Annotated in this window: 19 protein-coding genes; 2 read left to right on the top strand and 17 right to left on the bottom strand. The window is 69.5% G+C overall.

The features are described from left to right. Positions 1-37: 37 nt before the first annotated feature. From E1286_RS03650 to E1286_RS03635, 4 genes are read right to left on the bottom strand one after another with little or no spacing between them, the layout of a single operon-like run. Positions 38-415, bottom strand: a complete 378-nt coding sequence (locus E1286_RS03650) for a hypothetical protein (RefSeq protein WP_132608839.1) — start codon at positions 413-415, stop codon at positions 38-40. Between the two features lie 49 nt (positions 416-464). After that, complete coding sequence (locus E1286_RS03645; protein WP_342776153.1) at positions 465-947, bottom strand: GNAT family N-acetyltransferase; 483 nt, start codon at positions 945-947, stop codon at positions 465-467. An 11-nt stretch (positions 948-958) separates the two neighbouring features. Beyond that, positions 959-1,330, bottom strand: a complete 372-nt coding sequence (locus tag E1286_RS03640; RefSeq protein ID WP_132608838.1) for an MmcQ/YjbR family DNA-binding protein — start codon at positions 1,328-1,330, stop codon at positions 959-961. Positions 1,331-1,363: 33 nt separating this feature from the next. Further along, positions 1,364-1,783 (bottom strand): VOC family protein, encoded by a 420-nt coding sequence (locus E1286_RS03635; protein ID WP_132608837.1) that lies wholly within the window; start codon positions 1,781-1,783, stop codon positions 1,364-1,366. Positions 1,784-1,982: 199 nt separating this feature from the next. Here E1286_RS03635 and E1286_RS03630 point away from each other — a divergent pair, with 199 nt between their 5' ends. Continuing rightward, positions 1,983-2,222, top strand: a complete 240-nt coding sequence (locus E1286_RS03630; protein WP_132608836.1) for a hypothetical protein — start codon at positions 1,983-1,985, stop codon at positions 2,220-2,222. Positions 2,223-2,543: 321 nt separating this feature from the next. Here E1286_RS03630 and E1286_RS03625 read toward each other — a convergent pair whose 3' ends face one another. Further along, positions 2,544-3,512 (bottom strand): CapA family protein, encoded by a 969-nt coding sequence (locus E1286_RS03625; protein WP_132608835.1) that lies wholly within the window; start codon positions 3,510-3,512, stop codon positions 2,544-2,546. 86 nt (positions 3,513-3,598) lie between these two features. Then, positions 3,599-4,699 carry an esterase-like activity of phytase family protein gene (locus E1286_RS03620; protein WP_132608834.1) on the bottom strand — a complete coding sequence of 367 codons (1,101 nt, stop codon included), beginning with the start codon at positions 4,697-4,699 and terminating at the stop codon, positions 3,599-3,601. Between the two features lie 278 nt (positions 4,700-4,977). Between E1286_RS03620 and E1286_RS03615 the strand changes: the two genes are divergently transcribed. Continuing rightward, complete coding sequence (locus tag E1286_RS03615) at positions 4,978-5,196, top strand: hypothetical protein (RefSeq protein ID WP_132608833.1); 219 nt, start codon at positions 4,978-4,980, stop codon at positions 5,194-5,196. Between the two features lie 6 nt (positions 5,197-5,202). Here the strand turns inward: E1286_RS03615 and E1286_RS03610 are convergent, their stop codons facing one another. The 11 genes from E1286_RS03610 to E1286_RS03560 form a co-directional block, all read right to left on the bottom strand. Beyond that, positions 5,203-6,363, bottom strand: a complete 1,161-nt coding sequence (locus E1286_RS03610) for a CynX/NimT family MFS transporter (protein WP_132608832.1) — start codon at positions 6,361-6,363, stop codon at positions 5,203-5,205. Positions 6,364-6,546: 183 nt separating this feature from the next. Further along, the gene (locus E1286_RS49000; protein WP_223189511.1) at positions 6,547-6,942 is read right to left on the bottom strand and encodes an SDR family NAD(P)-dependent oxidoreductase; all 396 of its coding nucleotides are present in this window, start codon (positions 6,940-6,942) and stop codon (positions 6,547-6,549) included. 350 nt (positions 6,943-7,292) lie between these two features. Further along, a complete protein-coding gene (locus E1286_RS03600) occupies positions 7,293-7,583 on the bottom strand; it encodes a hypothetical protein (protein WP_132608830.1) in 291 nt (96 codons plus the stop codon). 114 nt (positions 7,584-7,697) lie between these two features. After that, complete coding sequence (locus tag E1286_RS03595; protein WP_132608829.1) at positions 7,698-8,579, bottom strand: discoidin domain-containing protein; 882 nt, start codon at positions 8,577-8,579, stop codon at positions 7,698-7,700. 2 nt (positions 8,580-8,581) lie between these two features. Continuing rightward, a complete protein-coding gene (locus E1286_RS03590; protein WP_132608828.1) occupies positions 8,582-10,144 on the bottom strand; it encodes an alkaline phosphatase D family protein in 1,563 nt (520 codons plus the stop codon). 209 nt (positions 10,145-10,353) lie between these two features. Then, entirely contained in the window at positions 10,354-10,923 is a 570-nt protein-coding gene (gene cpt / locus E1286_RS03585; protein WP_246074397.1) for a chloramphenicol phosphotransferase CPT, read from the bottom strand. 32 nt (positions 10,924-10,955) lie between these two features. After that, a complete protein-coding gene (locus E1286_RS03580) occupies positions 10,956-11,879 on the bottom strand; it encodes a GNAT family N-acetyltransferase (protein ID WP_132608827.1) in 924 nt (307 codons plus the stop codon). A 36-nt stretch (positions 11,880-11,915) separates the two neighbouring features. Further along, complete coding sequence (locus E1286_RS03575; protein ID WP_132608826.1) at positions 11,916-13,562, bottom strand: ABC transporter ATP-binding protein; 1,647 nt, start codon at positions 13,560-13,562, stop codon at positions 11,916-11,918. A gap of 10 nt (positions 13,563-13,572) precedes the next feature. Beyond that, positions 13,573-14,472, bottom strand: a complete 900-nt coding sequence (locus E1286_RS03570; protein ID WP_223189509.1) for an ABC transporter permease — start codon at positions 14,470-14,472, stop codon at positions 13,573-13,575. Continuing rightward, the gene (locus E1286_RS03565; protein ID WP_132608825.1) at positions 14,469-15,422 is read right to left on the bottom strand and encodes an ABC transporter permease; all 954 of its coding nucleotides are present in this window, start codon (positions 15,420-15,422) and stop codon (positions 14,469-14,471) included. Before E1286_RS03565 ends, E1286_RS03570 begins: the two co-directional genes overlap by 4 nt. 66 nt (positions 15,423-15,488) lie before the next feature. Next, entirely contained in the window at positions 15,489-17,327 is a 1,839-nt protein-coding gene (locus E1286_RS03560) for a peptide ABC transporter substrate-binding protein (protein WP_132608824.1), read from the bottom strand. Positions 17,328-17,597 lie beyond the last annotated feature (270 nt).

The following is a 17,597-nucleotide window of genomic DNA, read 5'->3' as shown; positions in this document are numbered from 1 at the left end:
CAACCAGACACCAAGAGTCCAATTGACTGTGTGGCTGTCAGACAATCTCCTCCAGCAGCCGGTCGAGCACCTGCCCGGCCGGCGCCGTCACCTCCGCCACGTAGTCGTCCAGCACGGCCACGCCGTCGCGGATGTCCTTCACGGTCCTGCGCGGCAGCTCCAGCAGGGTCTCGTCCTCGGCGGTGATGCCGCCCTCGACGTGGAAGGCGTCGCCCGCCGCCACGATCGAGACCTCGAAGCGCACCTCACGACCGTCGGGCAGGATGAACGCGGCCCCTACGCGGGCGCCTCCGGACGGGAGGAAATACGAAAAGTGCTCGCTTCTCACGAAGGGATGACGTAACTCCGCGAGAATCTCCGACGCCCGGCTCAGGGCTTCCAGCAACCCGACCGCGGCCAGACTCTCGCCGTCCACCCGAAAAGGGTAATTCAGCGGCCTACTGCCTGACCACCCGCTCGGCCGGTCAGTCGGTGGCGAGACGGGCGTGGCGTTCGACGTCGTAGCGCACGCCTCCGTAGCAGAGTTTGCCGCGCTCGATGCCCTCGGACCGGAACCCGGCCAGCGTAGCCACCCGGCACGACGCCGGATTGTTCGTACGGTGCGCCAGCTCCAGCCGGAAGAGCCCACGCTCGTCGAACGCCCACCGCGCCAGCCGCCGGGTCGCCGCCACGGCGATCCCGCGCCCGCGGGCCTCGGGCACCACCCAGTAGGACACCCATCCGGTGCCGTGACCGTCGATCTTGGTCACCGCCACGTTGCCCACGACCTGGTCGTCGGCCGTCACGGCGAAGGCGTGGCCGGCTCCGTGCCAGGAGGCGATCCAGCCCACGGCGTCCTGCGGCGTGACGACCGGCCACGGCGCCTGGTCGCGCAGGTCGGGCGACTGGAAGGCCCGTAAGACGGCAGGCGCGTCGTCCTCACGCCACTCACGCAACCCGATGTGCACAATGTCGGAGATTACCCTGATTGCACCTTCTGACCGATCGGGTGGGTGGCCTCGAACTCCTCCACGAGCTGCTGCGGCGCGGTCAAGGACCACGCCTCGACCATCAGCTCGAACAACTCGTCAGCGTCGATCTTGTCGAGATGGACCACGACCCACCCGAACCGCCCCGCGGTGAACTGCACCTCGAACACCTCGGGCCGCTCGGACACCAGCGCGATCTGCTCCTCGATCGTGGCCTTGAGCCCGACGGTCTCAGTCGCCTCCCACAAGTAGCCGAACCCCTTGTCGTGCACCTTCAGGCCGACCCACTCGCCGCCCTGACCCATCCGCACCTCGGGCAACTCGTCCAGCAGCCCGAGGAACTCATCCACGCTCACACCCATGCCCGCCTGTGTACCAGACGCGGCAGACACTTCTCATTCGTACCAGCGGACCTCGATGACGTTGCCGTCGGGATCCGGAAAGTAAATGGTCTCGGGCGCGATCCCGCGGGCCCCGAAAGAATTCGTCGAGTCGCCGGTGACCTCGACGTCGTGCTGTTTCAACCTGCCCTTCAGCGCGTCGAACTCCTCCTTGCTCACCGCCAGGCAGAAATGGTTCACCGGATGCCCGGCGCTGCCCTTCACTCCCGTGCCCTCGTCCACTCCCCGCATCGCCTCGAAGGCCATCAGATCGATGATGGTCTCGGGCGAGATCCGTACGCTCGGGAAAGGCGCCTTCCCGTCGCGAAACTCGTCGGCTCTCACCCCGGGCAGGCCGATGACCTGCTCGTAGAAGTGCAAGGAAGCGAGCGGGTCGGAGACCCAGCAGACGAGATGGTCAAGACGTACGTCCATGAAACACCTCCGCTCCCTTCCAATATCTATTGCACCAATCCCGATGTCCACCTGGGACGGCGGCCATCCGCGAATGTCCGCCTCCCTGAAACGACCGGTTCACGCCGGGTTCGCAGGCCCGGTTTTGCGTCACAATGGCGACATGATCAACGTCGGGCCGGAGCAAATGCCGACCGCCGTGAAAACGGCGAGATTCCTCATGACGCTCCAAGTCGCGTTCGGCCTCGTCGGCCTGGCCTTCATGGTCGGAGCCTTCGCCGCGACGTCCGACCGGCCGCTCCTTCTCCTGGGCGTCTACGCCGCCGCTGCCCCAGGCCTCATCGGCTGGTTCCTGCACCGCTGGAACGGCCGTACCAGGAGGCTCCGGTGGGCGATCGTGACGACCGAGTCCGTCTTCATCGTGATCTCCGTCTGCTGCAGGCCATCGACGGCGACCTGACCTGGCCCCGGCTGATCGGGCCCAACACGCTCTTCCCGGTGATCGTGATCGTCTGCCTGCTCCTGCCGGCGGCCGGCCGCTGGTTTCGAGGCGGCGAGTGATCAGGCGCGGCCCGGCGAGCGCGATGTCGAGGCCGCCCGCCTGGAACACCCTCCAACGCCTGAAGCTCATCAGCCCGAACGACCGCAGTCGACGTCCAGCTCGGCCGTGTCCGACAGCGCCTCGGCGAGCTCCAGGTGAAGGCTCGCAGTTCGTCCGCGGACAGATGGCGGACCCACGGGAAGAACCTCGGGCATGGCGATGACCATAGTTCCGCCACGGTCACAGGTCGATGGTGAAGGAGGTGCCTTCGTCGTGGACCTGGGTGCCCATCGCCGCGCAGGCGGTGGTGAGGCGGTCGCGGATCCAGCGGCGGTCGAAGGGGTCGGCGAGGCGGGTGAAGGTGTAGTCCAGCTTGAGGGGGAAGGCCGTCAGGCGGACCGGGCCGCGTACGTCGAGGGTGACCAGCCACAGCAGGCCGAGGTCGTTGCGCAGGTACGGGTCCACGGCGTAGTCGTCGATGAAGTCGCCCAGGTCGTACAGGATCGGTGGCGCCACACCGTGGAAGACGTGCGCCGAGTGCCCGGCCACCAGGTCGGCGCCCGCCGCCAGCAGCGCGGAGGCCGCGGCCCGCACCGCGGAGCGGGGCTCGGCGACCATGTTGGGCCCCCAGTGCGGCGTCACCAGCACCACGTCCGTCTGTGGGCGCAGCCCGGCGAGCGTCGCCTGCAGCCACGGCGGCAGCCCGCGCCCGGCCGGCCGCGCGTACGCGATGCCGGGGCGTTCGGCGCCGGCCGCGAAGTCGGCGGGATGGTCGCTGAAGCCGACGACCCCGAGTCGCAGCCCGCCGGCGGTCAGCACGGCCGGACGGCGGGCGGCAGCGTCGCACGCCCCCGCGCCCACGTACCGGATCCCCGCGCGGGACAGGTGGGCGAACGTGTCGGCCAGCGCGTCGTAGCCGTAGTCGAGGGCGTGGTTGTTGGCCAGCGTGACGCAGCCGACGCCCAGCTCCGCCAGCAGGTCGGCGGCCTGCGGCGGGGCGCGGAAGAAGAACGGTTTGCCGGGCGCCGGCCAGGGCTTCCCGCGATCGGAGACGCAGCACTCGAGGTTGAGCAGGAACAGGTCGGCCCCGGCCACCAGGGCGCGTACGTCACCGGAGAAGAACCGCCGCACGTCAGGGGCGTCGTCGATCCGCTCGGCCACTCCGCGCCCGAGCATCGTGTCTCCGGCCAGCGCCACCGTGACGGCCACACCTCCAGCTAATCACCTGGCCCGGCGCGGAGGCCGGGCGGGATGCGGCGCGGAGCGAGTGGCGGACGGGGCCCGCGCCTCACCCGTCAGGGCAGGCGGGCGGTGAGGGTCAGCACCCGCGTCACCTGGAGGGTGTTGAAGTTGTCGTCACTGATGAGGTGGAGCCGGGCGCGGTGCCGGCCGTCGGACACGTCCACCTGCAGCCCTTCGTAGTTGTCCATGAGGGGGTTGGTCTGCGGCTCGGGGCTGGTGGCGCCCAGCGACGGGCAGTGCACCAGGTCGGAGACGAGCTCCTTGCGTACGACGGCACGCGACGGCGCGGCGGACAGGTCGCGCACCGCGCTCACGTCGGAGGCCCGGTCCGCGCCGTGCACGGCGTACAGCCGGACGGAGTTGCCCATGGCCGCGTCGTAGGCCGCCTCCATGACGAGGAGCCGTCCGTCACCGTAGGCGGCGACCTCGGCGATGCGGTTGCCGGGGTCGACGCGGTAGCCGATCTGGCGGGTGAGCGCGTAGCCGCCGCCGTGGTGCTCGGCCCGGTAGACCAGCAGGCGCCGCCAGACGGCTTCGCCGGTGGCCGGCTTGTCGCCGCTCAGCGTGCCCTCCATCGCGGCGAACACGTGCCGGCCGTCCGGGGAGACGCTCAGCCCCTCCAGCCCGGCGTTGTCGGCGCCCTCGCCGTTCGGCGCGATCCGGAAGCGTGCCGGGACCTCCAGCGAGCCGCGCTGCCTGCCCGTACGGTCGAAGACCATGATCGACGGCTCGGTCTCCGAGCTGACCAGGTAGTCGCCGTCCGGCAGCACGGCCACGCCCTCGCCGTCGAAGTTGCCGACGTCGTAGGCGGTGCCGTCCTGCTTGGTCAGCGCGAGCGTACGGGTGATCTCCGGCTTGGCGGGGTCGTGGAAGAAGAACAGGCGGGCGGCGTCGGTGCCGCTGCGGTCCTCCACGCTCACGTACTCCCGGGTGCGCCGGTCGTAGGCGAGCGCCGACAGGCCGCCGACCTTGGTCGTGCCGGCCGTGGTCTTGTCGAGCGCGTCACTGAAGCCGATGGCGGTGGCCGCGGGCGGGCACGCGGCCTCGCGGGGTTCTCCCGCGGTCGCGGCGTGCGCGGTGCTCCCCGCGCCGGTGGCGCTCAAGGCACCGGCGACCGCCACGACGGCCAGACGGCGAACGACGCTTTTGATCATTGAACATCCCCCTGAGAACGAAATCCGCGCAGGCCCCCCGCCCACACGGCAGGTCGATCAAACCACAGCGGGATTTGTCGTGTTATGACACCCCCGGCGAACTCGCCCGGGCTCCCGCCGTGATACGTGAGCACGATCCACCGGAAGGAACGCAGGCCCCTGACGACGGGCTTTCCCCGCACCGCCGCGACGCCAGATGTTCCCGCGAGCGTGACGTCTCCGCCGGTAAAGGATCATCCGGCGGTTCATCCCGGCCGATGGACCACACACGAAGATCCGTGAAGGTCAAGCTCGGCGGCCAGGACCTGCGCGCCCTGACCCTGCTCGTGGACGGCGCACCGGTGCGGACGGTCTCCCGCCCTGCCACCGGGATGCTCACCCTCGCCCTCGGCGCGGACGTACTGGCAGCCCTGCCGCAGGGCCCTCACGCCCTCACCGCCACCCTGGCCGCCGCCACGGGCGAGTCCACCACGGTGACCACCACCGTCACCCGCTGACATCCGTCAGGTGATCTCGTACGAGGCGTAGCGCTTGCGGGCCGAGCCCAGCCCCGACCAGATCATCGGAATTCCCAGCACGATCAGAACGACCAACGGCACGGCCCAGTCGCCGGTCCACTGATGGACGGCGCCCACGGCGGAGGGGCCGACAGAGCCAAGGATGTACCCGGCACACTGCGACATGCTGGACAGCTGCGCCGTGTGCCGGGCATCCGGGGCGCGCAGCACGAAGAACAGCACCGACAGGCTGAGCATCGCCCCCTGCCCGAGACCGAGCAACGCCATCCACAGGTACGTCGCGGTCGCCGGAGCCGCCAGGACACCGGCGAACCCGGCCATGGTCAGCAGGACGCTCAGCACCACGAGCACTCCGGACGGCACGTTCCGCCCGGTCAGGATCGGCGTGAAGAACGCCCCGGCGATGGCCACCAGACTCATGAACGAGAGCATCCAGCCGGCCGTTCCGCTCGGCATGCCGGCGTCGGTCAGCATGGTGGGCAGCCAGGCGGACGAGGCGTAGAAGATCAGCGTCGTCCCGGTGAAGAAGACGGCGACCGCCCAGGCCACCGGGTGTTTCCACAACCCCCGTACCGGCCGGTTGTCCGCCGGCCTCGCCGGCGCACCCGCGGCGCCGGTACGGCGCGGCACCTGGGGCAGCCACACGAGCACGCCCAGCACGCCCAGCAGCCCCCAGAACCCCAGCGCGGTTCGCCAGCCGAGGTCGGCGGCGTGCTGGACGGGCACCGTCACCCCGGCGGCGAGCGCAGCCCCGCCGAACATCGACATCGAGTAGACCCCGGACATGAGCGCGGCCCGTGACGGGAACTCCCGCTTGATGACGCTGGGCAGCAGCACGTTCGCCACGGCGAGGGCCAGGCCGATGACGACGCTGCCGAGCAGCAGGGCGGTCATCGAGGGCAGCAACCGCACCGCCGTGCCGGCCACGAGCACCACCATCGCGAGCAGCAGGGCGACGTTCGCGCCCAGCCGGTTGCCGATCCGCGGCGCGAAAGGGGAGAGCACGCCGAAGCACACCACCGGCAGCGTCGTCAGCAGCCCCGCCGTCGTGGCCGACATGCCGGTGTCGGCCCGGATGGCGCCGAGCAGAGGGGAGACCGCCACCAGGGCCGGACGGAGATTCACCGCCAGCAGGATCACGCTCACGGCGATCAACACGTTCGACTCGCGCCTGTGCCGCGCCGCGCGGGTTTCCGGTGGCGCCGGCGCCCGAGGGGGCGACTCGCTGCGATCCAGCGGCTCTTCGTTGACTGACTGCTGCACAGGACTTCCTCGGGGGTTCGGGGTGAGTGGCGCCGCCGCCCGGACGGCTGCTGGGGACACGGGACGTCACATGCGGCGATGGGAGCTCACGGCGGCCGGCAGCTCGCCGAGGGTCGGCGCGATGGAGGCGTCGACCGCGAGCGGGTCGCGCGCTTCGAGGTCGCTCATCGCCCGGCCCTCGGGCAGTTGCGGGACGATGGCCGCCTCGAGGGCCTCGATGCCCGCCACGATCTCGGCCACCACCTCGTCGAGGGGACGGCGGCCGAGACCCGGCGCCGGGCGGGCGGAGGCCATCATGGGCGTGTCGACCGGGCCCGGGTAGACGGTGACGACGTGGACGCCGCTGCCGCTCAGCTCGCGGCGCATCGCGTCGTCGAACCGGGCCACGCCCGCTTTGACGGCCCCGTACGCGACGTAATAGGGCAGACCGACCTGGGCGGCGATCGACGCGACGCCCACCACGGCGGCCTGTCCGTGCCGGCCAGTGGCTCGGGACGCCGGCCGACCAGGGCCAGCACGCCCTGACGGGCGGCGAGTTCCACGGCGAGGGCACGGCCGATCCCGCTGCCCGCCCCGGTGATGAGGGTGCGGCGTCCGCGCAGGTCGACGCGAGGAGAGCTCATCGAAGATCCCTTCAGGGGAACAGGGGCGCCAAGACATCATCATCTTTGACACCATTGTCATCTTTGACAGGCTCGCACAAGTTGACAGTAGTGTCAAAAATGCCCACGAACGGGCCAAAAAAGGGCGCCCTCCGCCCCCTCGAAAGGGGAGCAGAGGGCGCCGCGCCCTGGGGTGCGGTCCAGGGCGGTCTACCTGATGCGGAAGCTCTTGCCCTCCTCGTGCTGGGACGCCTGCGACTCACCGGCGCCGACCACCGTCACGATGGCGCCCGTGCAGTTCTCGCCGTAGTGCACGTACACGGGGGTGTCGGTCCTGTTGGTGATGTAGAGCGGGTCCCCGCTGATCGGATAGCAACCGCTGGGATCGACGAACGACTCCTCATTGATGATCAGCACACCTTCCGCCGCCTGGGCGGCCTGCGGGACGGCCAGCACGGCCGCCGCGGCGAGCGGGCAGAGGATCATGGAGATGCGTCGCATGGTCAACCTCCTGTGAGATCAAGGGGCCGTTCTTTACCACCCCTTGGTAACAGATAGTAAGTGATCACTACACAGAGTGAAGACCTTTCCAGGAAAGGACCCCCGCAACAGGCGTCAGGAGGCGAACGCCTGGAGTTCGACGATGCGGGAGTAGTCGTTGGCGCCGTTGCCAGCCAGCAGGAGCACCCGCAGGGCGTTCGTCTGGACGGGCTCGAACGTCGTGTCGACGACTCCCTGGCTGTTGCCGCGTACCGACGCGATGGTCTTCCACTGGCCGTCCACGAGCGTCTGGACGTCCCAGTCCTTCAGGCCGTAGCGGGCGACCGGGTAGCGCGTGCTGTTGAGGGTGTGCAGGGCGACGCGGCCGACGGTCTGCGGCTGGTTCCACTGCAGCTCGAACCAGTCCGGCCAGATGGTGGAGTTGCCGTCGTTCCAGCCCGTGGTGCCCCAGTGCTCGCTGTCGGTGTCGCCGTCGACGGCGCCGCAGAGCGGGTATCCGGAGTGGACGCTGGAGGCGGAGACCTTGGACGCCGACCGCGCGAGGTTGCCGCTCGGGTCGGGAGCCGTGGCGGTCACGGCGATCGACGCGGTCGCGGTGGACCGGCCCGCCGAGACCTTGACCGGGTAGGTCCCCGGCTCCGTCTCCAGCGGCGCCATCACGGGGACGGACACCTTGGCGGTGTAACCCGCCGGCAGGTACGTCGAGATCATGGTGCGCTGCAGGACCAGGTCGTCGGGCGCCGACAGCGTGGCGTCGGCGTAGACGGCCTGCTCACCCGGGTTGGTCAGCTGCACGGTGATCGGGGCGCCGGCGCACTGGCCGGTGGCGATGTCCAGCTCCGGCGAGCCGATCGAGACCTGGACGGCCGGTTCTCGCGGCGGTTTCCCGTGGCCTGGAGCGCTCGCGTACGCCGGGGCCGCCATGAAGACGGCCAGCGCCGCCACGAGGACCGCCGGCACGTACCACGTCCGGCGCGCTGAGGTGAGATGGGTCATCGTCACACATCCTTCAGGCTGGGCTCGGCCCGCTCGACGACAAAGGAGGTCCGGGTCGAGACGGGAGCCCCGGGCTGGGTCACGTAGGGCAGGACCCGGTAGTCGGCCCGCATCTGGTCCCGGTTCACCTCGAAGGTGACGTAACCGCGCTGCCCGTTGACGAACTTGGTGTTCGGGTTGGCCTGCAGCTGGAGGTCCAGCTGGGGGCTGGTGTCGAACCCGTCGCGTCCGCTGCTGATCGAGGTGCCGACGAACTCGACGCCGACCGTTCGCGAGTTCGCGTCGGCGAAGTTCTGCCTCAGGTCGTTGGCGTAGTTGGTGTGGGTGTCGCCGGTGACGACGCAGACGCCTTCGACCTCGCGCTCGACGATGCCGTCGAAAAGCCGCCGGCGGTCCTCGGTGAAGCCGTCCCAGGCGTCCACGTTGAGCCGGGGCGGGTCGGTGAGCGTGGTGCGCTGCTCGGCCATCATCACCTGGTTGGCGATGACGTTCCAGCGCGCCCGCGACTCGCCCAGCCCGTCGAGCAGCCAGTTCATCTGCTCCTCGCCGGTGATGGTGGGGCTCGGCGAGGCGTTGCGGTACTGCCGGGTGTCGAGCACGCTGACCTGCATCAGGTCGCCGAAGTCGAAGCGCCGGTACAACTTGGCGTCCGGTCCTTCCGGCAGCTGCTCCGTCCGCAGCGGCATGTGCTCCCAGTACGCCCGGTAGGCGTTGGCGCGCTGCACGAGGAAGTCCTCGGTCGGGATGGCGCCCTTGACCGCGCCGGCGTAGTTGTCGACGACCTCGTGGTCGTCCCAGGTGACGATCCACGGCAGGGCTGCGTGCCCCGCCTGAAGGTCGGGGTCGGCCTTGTACAGCGAGTAGAACAGCCGGTACTGGTCGAGCGTGACCGGCGAGGTCTGGAAGACGTCGGGCACGTTGGCGGAGGTGTCGAACCGGTCGCCCGCCACCGTGTTCACGGCGTTCTCGTACAGGTAGTCGCCGAGGAAGAGCAGGACGTCGAGGTCCTCCTCGACCAGGTGCCGGTACGCGGTGTAGTAGCCGTCCGGGTACGCCTGGCAGGAGGCGATCCCGAACCGCAGGGCGGAGGCCCGGCGCTCGGGCGCGGTCTTCGTCCGCCCTGTCGGGCTGAGGTGGTTCGCGGAACGGAAGCGGTAGAAGTACTCCCGCCCCGGCTCCAGGCCGCGGGCGTCCACGTGCACCGAGTGGCGGTACTCCGGCCGGGCGGTCGCCGAGCCGGCGCGTACGACATGCCGGAACCGCTCGTCCGTCGCCACCTGCCACTGGACCTCGAAGGTCTTGTCCGGCATTCCGCCCATCGGATCAAAGATCTCCGGGGCGAGGCGGGTCCAGAGCACCACCGCCGTCGGGAGCGGGTCCCCCGAGGCCACACCCAGCGTGAACGGGTCCGACCGCAGGTTGACCGCCACGGCCTCGGCGGTGTCCCGGCTGGCGAGGTTCGTACCGAACGCGAGCGCCATCGCGGCGCCGCTGACGGTCAGGAAGCGGCGTCGGGTGTGCGGCGCGGCCCGGCGAACCTCACCCTCTTGCACAGAGTCTGTCATTTAGGCAGCCTTCGGCTCAGAACAGATAGAACGCCCCAAAGCAGACCATCGGCACATAGCGCAAGAGTGGTAGCGGGTTGACCATCGAGTGAACCCGGCCGGTCGGCACCGCGAAGAACGCGTCTAGCCTGCGGACTCCGACAGCGAGTGCCACCCCCGCCAAGGGGCTCTCCCGGCTCCCCGTCAGCCGCCGCCCTCAGCCGCCTGCGTCACTGAGCCCGCGTGACCCGCTCGGCGATGGCGCGGGCGCAGTCCAGGGCCTCGCGACGCGTCGTGTCCACCTCCAGGTCGTAGTACACGTCCTCGTGGACGACGTCCGCCTGCGACGCGGCCATCCCGGCGACCCGATCGCCTCGCGCCACCTCCCGGGCCGCCGCCACCGCGCTGTCGCACCTGACGCCCACCCACAGCACGTCCAGCCCGTCGAGCCGCTTCTGCCACCGCTGCTGGGACCCGGCTCCCCCGAGGAAGACGTCGTCCACGATGATCCGGGCGCCCGCGCGCGCCATCGCGGCGACCCCCTCCGTCCACGCCGCGTCCAGCTTCGCGAACTCCGGCCCCACGATCACTTCGCCGTCGGCGGCGAACTCGATCCCGGCATCCGACGACCGCAGGGACAAGGGCATCGCGTCGACCAGCGTGTCAACGCTGAGGCTCAGCCAAGGATCCGGCAGCACCGCCTGCAGACACCGGGCGATCCCCGACTTCCCCGAACTCGAACCACCGTTGAGCACGATCACCTGGGTCACCCCACCACCGTAGAGTCCCACGACCAGCACCGAAACCGATTTTCGGCGCCCTGGACGACGATCTAGGGCTGCGAGAGGTTGATCCGGATCTCCGTGTTGCGGTAGCCGGCGCGCTCGAACGCGGCCACCATCGGCGCGTTCCCCATGTCGGTGGTCGCGGTCACGCGCACCTCTCCGTTGGCCGCATGGATACGGGTGATCTCGGCGAGGATCTCGTCCACGTAGCCGCGCCCCCGGAACTCCGGGACCACCCCGAGATACCCGACGTTCAGGTTGTACGGCGTCGCCGAGGGGATCGCCATGCCCGCCACCTCGCCCTCGGGCGTGTAGGCGATCCGCCACCACTCCCGCTTGCCCGGCGCCCCGAGATAGAAGCCCATCTCTTCACGCGCGGTGGCGTCCACGCCCTTGGCCGCCAGGTTCGCACGGGTCTGGGCATCCAGGCTGCCCTCGGCGATCCTCCCGAACACCGCCAGGAACGCCTCATCCGACGCCTCGGCGAACCGCAGCGCCGCGGTCGCGGAGGGCACCCCGTCGGCCGGCGCCCACTCGAACTGCAGCCGCTCCACCTCCAGGGTGAGGCCCGCCGCGTGTGCCGCCGCGCGCCGCCATTCCACGGCCGCCGACGCGACCGGATCCTCGCGCCAGCCGCCCGCCACCTTGATCGCGTACTGCACCGGCTGCGTGAAGCCGGCCAGCGCGGCCCCGATCAGCTCGGCGGCGACGGCGGTACGGTCGCCCACCGCGGGATCCACGTCCAGGCAGTCGAGGGCGACCGGGTACGCGCTGTTCCCCGGCCCCCACCACAGCGCTCGCCCCACGACCCGGTCACCGTCCTCGGCGATCCACGTCCATTCCGGCCGGTACATGTTCTCGCCCAGCTCCGCGAGATAACGGTCGGCGGGGATCCAGCCGACGGGCTCGCTCACCACCCACGCGGTCACACGGTCGAGATCGGCAGGAACAGTGGCACGGTAGGAAATCATGCCCAGACCCTAGCGAAGCCTTGCTTGAGGTCCGGGTCACAGGCTCAGCCGCTGGGCCCGCCGCTCGCGCTGGGCGGCCGGGTCGGGCACCGGCGCCGAGGCCACCAGCCGCCGGGTGTAGTCCTCCCGCGGGTCGAAGAGCACCTCCTCGCGCGGCCCCTCTTCGACCAGGCGCCCGGAGTTCATCACCGCCACCCGGTCCGCGACCAGCCCGACGACGGCCAGGTCGTGGGTGATGAACAGGCAGGCGAAACCGAGCCGGTCCTGCAGCTCCAGGAACAGGTCGAGCACCGTCGCCTGCACCGAGACGTCCAGCGCGCTGGTCGGCTCGTCGGCGATGACCAGCTCCGGGTCGAGCGCGATCGCCCGGGCGATGCCGATCCGCTGCCGCTGCCCGCCGGACAGCTCGTGCGGGTAACGGGCCCGTACCGACGGGTCGAGCCGCACGCTCTTCAACAGGGCGGCCACCCGGTCGTCCCGGTCCCCGATCTTGTTGATGATCAGAGGCTCGGCGATGCAGTCGCCCACCGTCATCCTGGGGTCCAGCGATGACGCCGGATCCTGGAAGACGATGCTGCACCGGCGGCGCAGCCGCCGCAGATCGCGCCCCTTGGCCCCGGTCAGCGACTCGCCGAGCAGCCTCACCGAGCCGGAGGCGGGCTTGATCAGGCCGATCGCGGTCCGGCCCACCGTGGACTTGCCGGACCCCGACTCCCCCACCAGGCCGACGACCTCGCCGGCGCCGATGGTGAGCGACACCTCGTCGACCGCCCGGACCTTGCTCCCGCGCTCGCCGCGGAACTCCACGACGAGGTCCGACAGAGCCAGCGCCGGTGTGCCGGCCGCCGCCTGTCCCGGCTCACGGAGCGCGGTCCGGGCGCGGGCGCGGTGGGCGCCGCGCTCCAGCCGGGGCACCGAGGTCAGCAACCTCCTGGTGTATTCGGCCTGGGGCCGGGCGAACAGGTCCTCGACGGTGGCCTGCTCGACCACCTTGCCCTGGTACATGACGACCACCCGGTCGGCGATGTCGGCGACGACGCCCATGTTGTGGGTGATGACGAGGATCGCCATGCCGAGTTCGGCCCGAAGGTCACGCAGCAGGTCGAGGATCTCGGCCTGCACGGTGACGTCGAGCGCGGTGGTGGCCTCGTCGGCGATGAGGACCTTCGGCTCGCACGCGATCGCCATCGCGATCATGACGCGCTGGCGGAGGCCGCCGGACAGCTCGTGCGGGAACTGGCCGAGCCGCCGCTTCGCGTCCTGGATGCCGACCATCTCCAGCAGTTCGGCCGCCCGCTCGTACGCCCGCTTCTTCGACATGTCGGCGAAGTGCAGGCGCAGCGCCTCGGCGACCTGCCACCCCACCGTGAACGCCGGGTTCAGCGCGGTCATCGGCTCCTGGAAGACCATCGCCACTTCGGCGCCGCGGATCGCGCGGAGCCCGGCCCCGTCCAGGGCGGTGACGTCGACGCCGCCGACCTGGATCACCCCGCTCACCTCGGCGGTGGGCGGCAGGAGCCCCAGCGTCGACATCGACGTGACGCTCTTGCCGGACCCGGACTCGCCCACCACGGCGACGATCTCGCCCGGCCGCACCTCGACGCTGACTCCGTCGACCGCCCGTACGGTGTCGCCGAACGTGACCCGGAGGTCCTTGATCGCGAGTGCTGGGGATTCTGTCACGGAACCCTCCTCATCGGCCCTGCAGCCGGACTTCGAACGAGTCGCGCAGGCCGTCGCCGATGCAGTTGAAGGCGGAGACCACGAGAATGATGGCGATGCCGGCCGGGAAGATCAGCCACCAGTAACCGTCGTAGGTGTAGGAGATGCCGTTGCTCAGCATCGCGCCCCAGTCGGTCGCGGGCGGGGCCACGCCGAGTCCGAGGAAGCTGACGTAGGCGACCAGCAGGATCGCGTCGGCCACCTGGAAGGTGGCGTTGACGACGACGGTGCCGATGGCGTTCGGGATGATGTGCCGGAACACCGCGCGGCGATGGCTGCCGCCCATCGCCATCATCGCCTGCACGAAGTCGCGGCTGCGCAGCGACAGCGCCTCGGCGCGCACGAGCCGGGCCGGCACCAGCCACGAGACGCACCCGATGATCAGAATCTGCGTCGTCACGGTCGGCCGGAAGATCGTCGCGCTCACGAGGAGCAGGAACAGGGCCGGGATGGCGATGCCCGCGTCCACCACCCGCATCATGATCGCGTCCAGCCAGCCGCCGGTGTATCCCGCGACGGCGCCCCACACGGTGCCGATCAGGGTGGCCAGCAGCCCGGCGGCGATGCCGATCTCCAGCGAGGTCTGGCCTCCGACCATCAGCCGGCCCAGCACGTCACGTCCGACGTCGTCGGTGCCGAGCGGATGACCCTTGACCCCGGGCGCCAGGTTGGCGTCGGCGAGCTGGGTGTGGATCTGGTCGGTGGGGTGCACCAGCGGGCCGACGAAGCAGAACAGCAGGAGCAGGGCGAGGAGCACCAGCCCGGTCACGGCGAGCCGGTTGGCGAAGAAGAGCCGGACCATGCGCCGGTACGGTCCCACCACCGGGGCGGGCTGCGCCGCGACGACGGGCGACGGCACTGAAGCGGTCACTTGATAGCTCCTCGGACCCGGGGATCGATGAACGCCTGGAGGATGTCCGCGATCAGGGACCCGATGACGGTGGCCACCGCGATCACGAGCACCGCGCCGAGCAGGATCGGATAGTCCGACGTCTGCGCGGCGTTCCAGAACAGCAGCCCCATACCGGGGTAGTTGAAGACGGACTCGATGACGAGCGCGCCGGAGAACAGCACCGGCAGCTGGTAACCGAGCATCGCGACGATCGGGGTCAGCGAGTTGCGCATGATGTGCAACCACACGACCCGCCGTTCTGAGGCTCCCTTGGCCCGCGCGGTCCGTACGTAGTCCTCGGCGAGGTTGTCCAGCACGGCGGAGCGCATGTAGCGGCTGAACACCGCGACGCTGGCGATCGCTCCGGCGAGAATCGGCAGGACCAGCCCGCGCGAGTCGGCGAACAATCCCGCCAGTGTCTCCGCCTGCGGCGCCTGCACGGGCAGGATGGGGATCTTCTCCGCGAACACGATCACGAGGATGAGCGCGAGGAAGAAGACCGGGGTGGCGTACCCGATGAACACCAGCGTGGTGATGAAGTAATCGGTCAGGCCCTTGCGCCGCCGCCCCTGCCACACCCCGAGCGGGATGGCGACGAGCAACGCCACCAGCGTGGACAGCCCGGTCAGCACCAGCGTCTTGGGGATGCGCTGCTCGATCAGCGAGCTCACCGACTGGTTCAGCGTGTACGAGGCGCCGAGGTCGCCGTGGAGCAGCCCGCTGACGTACATCCAGTACTGCTCCGGCAGGGAGCGATCGAAGCCGTGCTCGTGGTTGAACGCCGCGATCGCCGCGGCGGTGGCCTGCGGACCGAGGATGCCGCGCGCGGGCCCACCGGGGACCGTGTGCAGCAGCAGGAAGACGATCACCGTCACCAGTGCGACGACGACGAGCGCCTGCCCGATCCGCTTTGCCAGGAAGCGGGTCACGAGGGAGCCTCCGACCAGGGTTGGGCCGCTGGGCCGATGCGCGGCCGGCCCAGCGGCGGATCTCGCTTACTTGACCAGGTACCAGCGCTGCGGCGTCATACCGGCCATCGGGTCCTGGACCACGCCACCCAGCGTCTTCTTGATCGCCGACACCTGGTAGGCGGGGTTCGGCATCCAGATCACCGGGAGGTTCTCCGCCAGGTAGCTGCTGTAGTCCTGCATGGCCGTCGGCGAGGTGCTGCTCGTGCTCGCCTTGACCAGCTCGTCGGCCTTGGGGTCGCTGTAGCTGCCCAGGTTGGTGCCGGCGTCGCCGGCGAAGATGTCCTCGCCGCTCGGGTAGGCCGGGTAGTACCAGCTGCCCTGCGTGCCGAAGAAGGACAGCTGCCAGGAGCAGGCCGCCTCCTCGGGCTTGCAGACCGGCGAGTGGTCGAGCACCGAGTTCAACGGCTCCGACTTGATCGACAGAGCGATACCGATCTTGGACAGCGACGACTGCAACTCCTGCATCGTGTTGTCGGTCTCGGTGCTGCCGCTCTCGGTCAGCAGCTGGAACTTCAGCTGCGTGCCCTGCTCGACGCCCTCACCGCACTGGTCGTCGCCACCGCCCGGCCGGGTACAGGTGGCCACGCCGTTCTGGATCTCCCAGCCGTGCGAGGTGAGCAGCGCCTTGGCCTTGTCGAGGTCGAACAGGTACGGGTTGGTCTTCTGCTTCTCGCCCAGGTAGGAGCCCGGCGGGACCTGCGGCACCGGGCCGTAGCCAGGAGTGGCCTGGTCGTGCCAGATGACCCGGGCGATCGTGTCCTGATCGACCGACATCTGCACCGCCTGCCGGATGTAGAGCTGTTTGAAGACCGGGCCCATCTCCGGGTTGTTGAAGTTGTAGGGGATGTAGGTGATCGCCCAGCCGTCCCACGGCTCGACCTTGTACCCCATGCTCTCGATGGTCTTCTGCTGCGACAGGGCAAGGGCGGGCAGGTAACCGTAGTCGACGCCGCCCGAGCGCAGCACGTTCAGCTCCGCCTGCGCCGAGGTGAACGGCTTGAGGGTGACGGTGTCCAGGTGCGCCGCGTCCTCACCGGTGTACTTCGGGTTCTTGGCGAGGGTGACCTGCCCCGTGGTGGTGAACTCCTTGATCGTGAACGGGCCGTCGGCCACCTTCCACAACGGGTTGGTGGCGTACTCCGACAGCTTCCCCGCCTCGCCGATCAGGTAGTCGAAGACCTTCTTGGCACCCTCGGGGGTGCGGTCGTAGTCACCGACCTGGCCGCCCGCCTCCTGGATGTCCCATGCCTTCTGCGGCATCGGCGACATGCGCGTGAGCTGGTTCGCGGTGAACCAGTCGGGGTTGTACGCCTGGGTCAGGTCCATCGTGAACGTCTTGTCGTCGACCAAGGTGAACTTGGCGATGTTGTCGGGGAACTGGCCCTCGTTGTAGGTGGCCCACTTCTCCTTGTTCGCCTTGATCAGGTTGAACCAGAACTCCACGTCCCTGGCGGTGACCTTCTCACCGTTGGCCCACGTGAGGTCGTCCTTCATGGTGATGGTGACCGACTTGCCGTCCTCGGAGTACTTCGGCAGCTCCGCGGCGCCCGCTTTGACGTCCGGCTTGCTGGTGTCGGTGCCGTCGTAGACGTACAGCGGCAGGAAGACCTGCTGGCGGATCGTGCCGTTGTACGCCTGGGTGTGACCGGGGGTGGCGATCGGGAAGATCCAGTTGGGCGTGGCGTTCGGCGGCATGGCGAAGGTCACCGAGCCGCCCTGCTGCGGCGTGCCCCCGTTCGCCGGGTCACCCGGAGCCGTTCCGGAGCCGCCCGACGAGCATCCGGCCGCCAGGAGCGTCGCGGCCACACCGAGTACGGCCAGCGGGCGGGCGGCTCTCAGAGAGGGGCGCAGGGATCTGTTCATCGGGGCTCCTGGAAGGCGTGCATCGTCTGCGACGTGCGGCTAGACGTTGGCGGCGACGATACTCCGCTACTTTTCCCAAAAACAACCTTTGTCCGAATAAAGTCCCTCCACTACGCAGTGTCGCTTTGGGGGCACGTGCTGTCGTTTGTCCGGTTTGTGGTAGACCGACAGAATCTCGTTTTGCTATCGTCCAACCCAACTTGCTTACCTAACCTTCGGAATCGAAGTAAGTTGAGACTTAGTTCGATTCGTTGATCCACGCCGTGGCCG

It is taken from the genome of Nonomuraea terrae, from assembly GCF_004348995.1.
In the GTDB taxonomy this organism is placed as follows: Bacteria; Actinomycetota; Actinomycetes; order Streptosporangiales; family Streptosporangiaceae; genus Nonomuraea; species Nonomuraea terrae.
The sequence above is the reverse complement of the archived record's forward strand: the minus strand, read 5'-3'. Positions and strand labels throughout refer to the sequence as shown.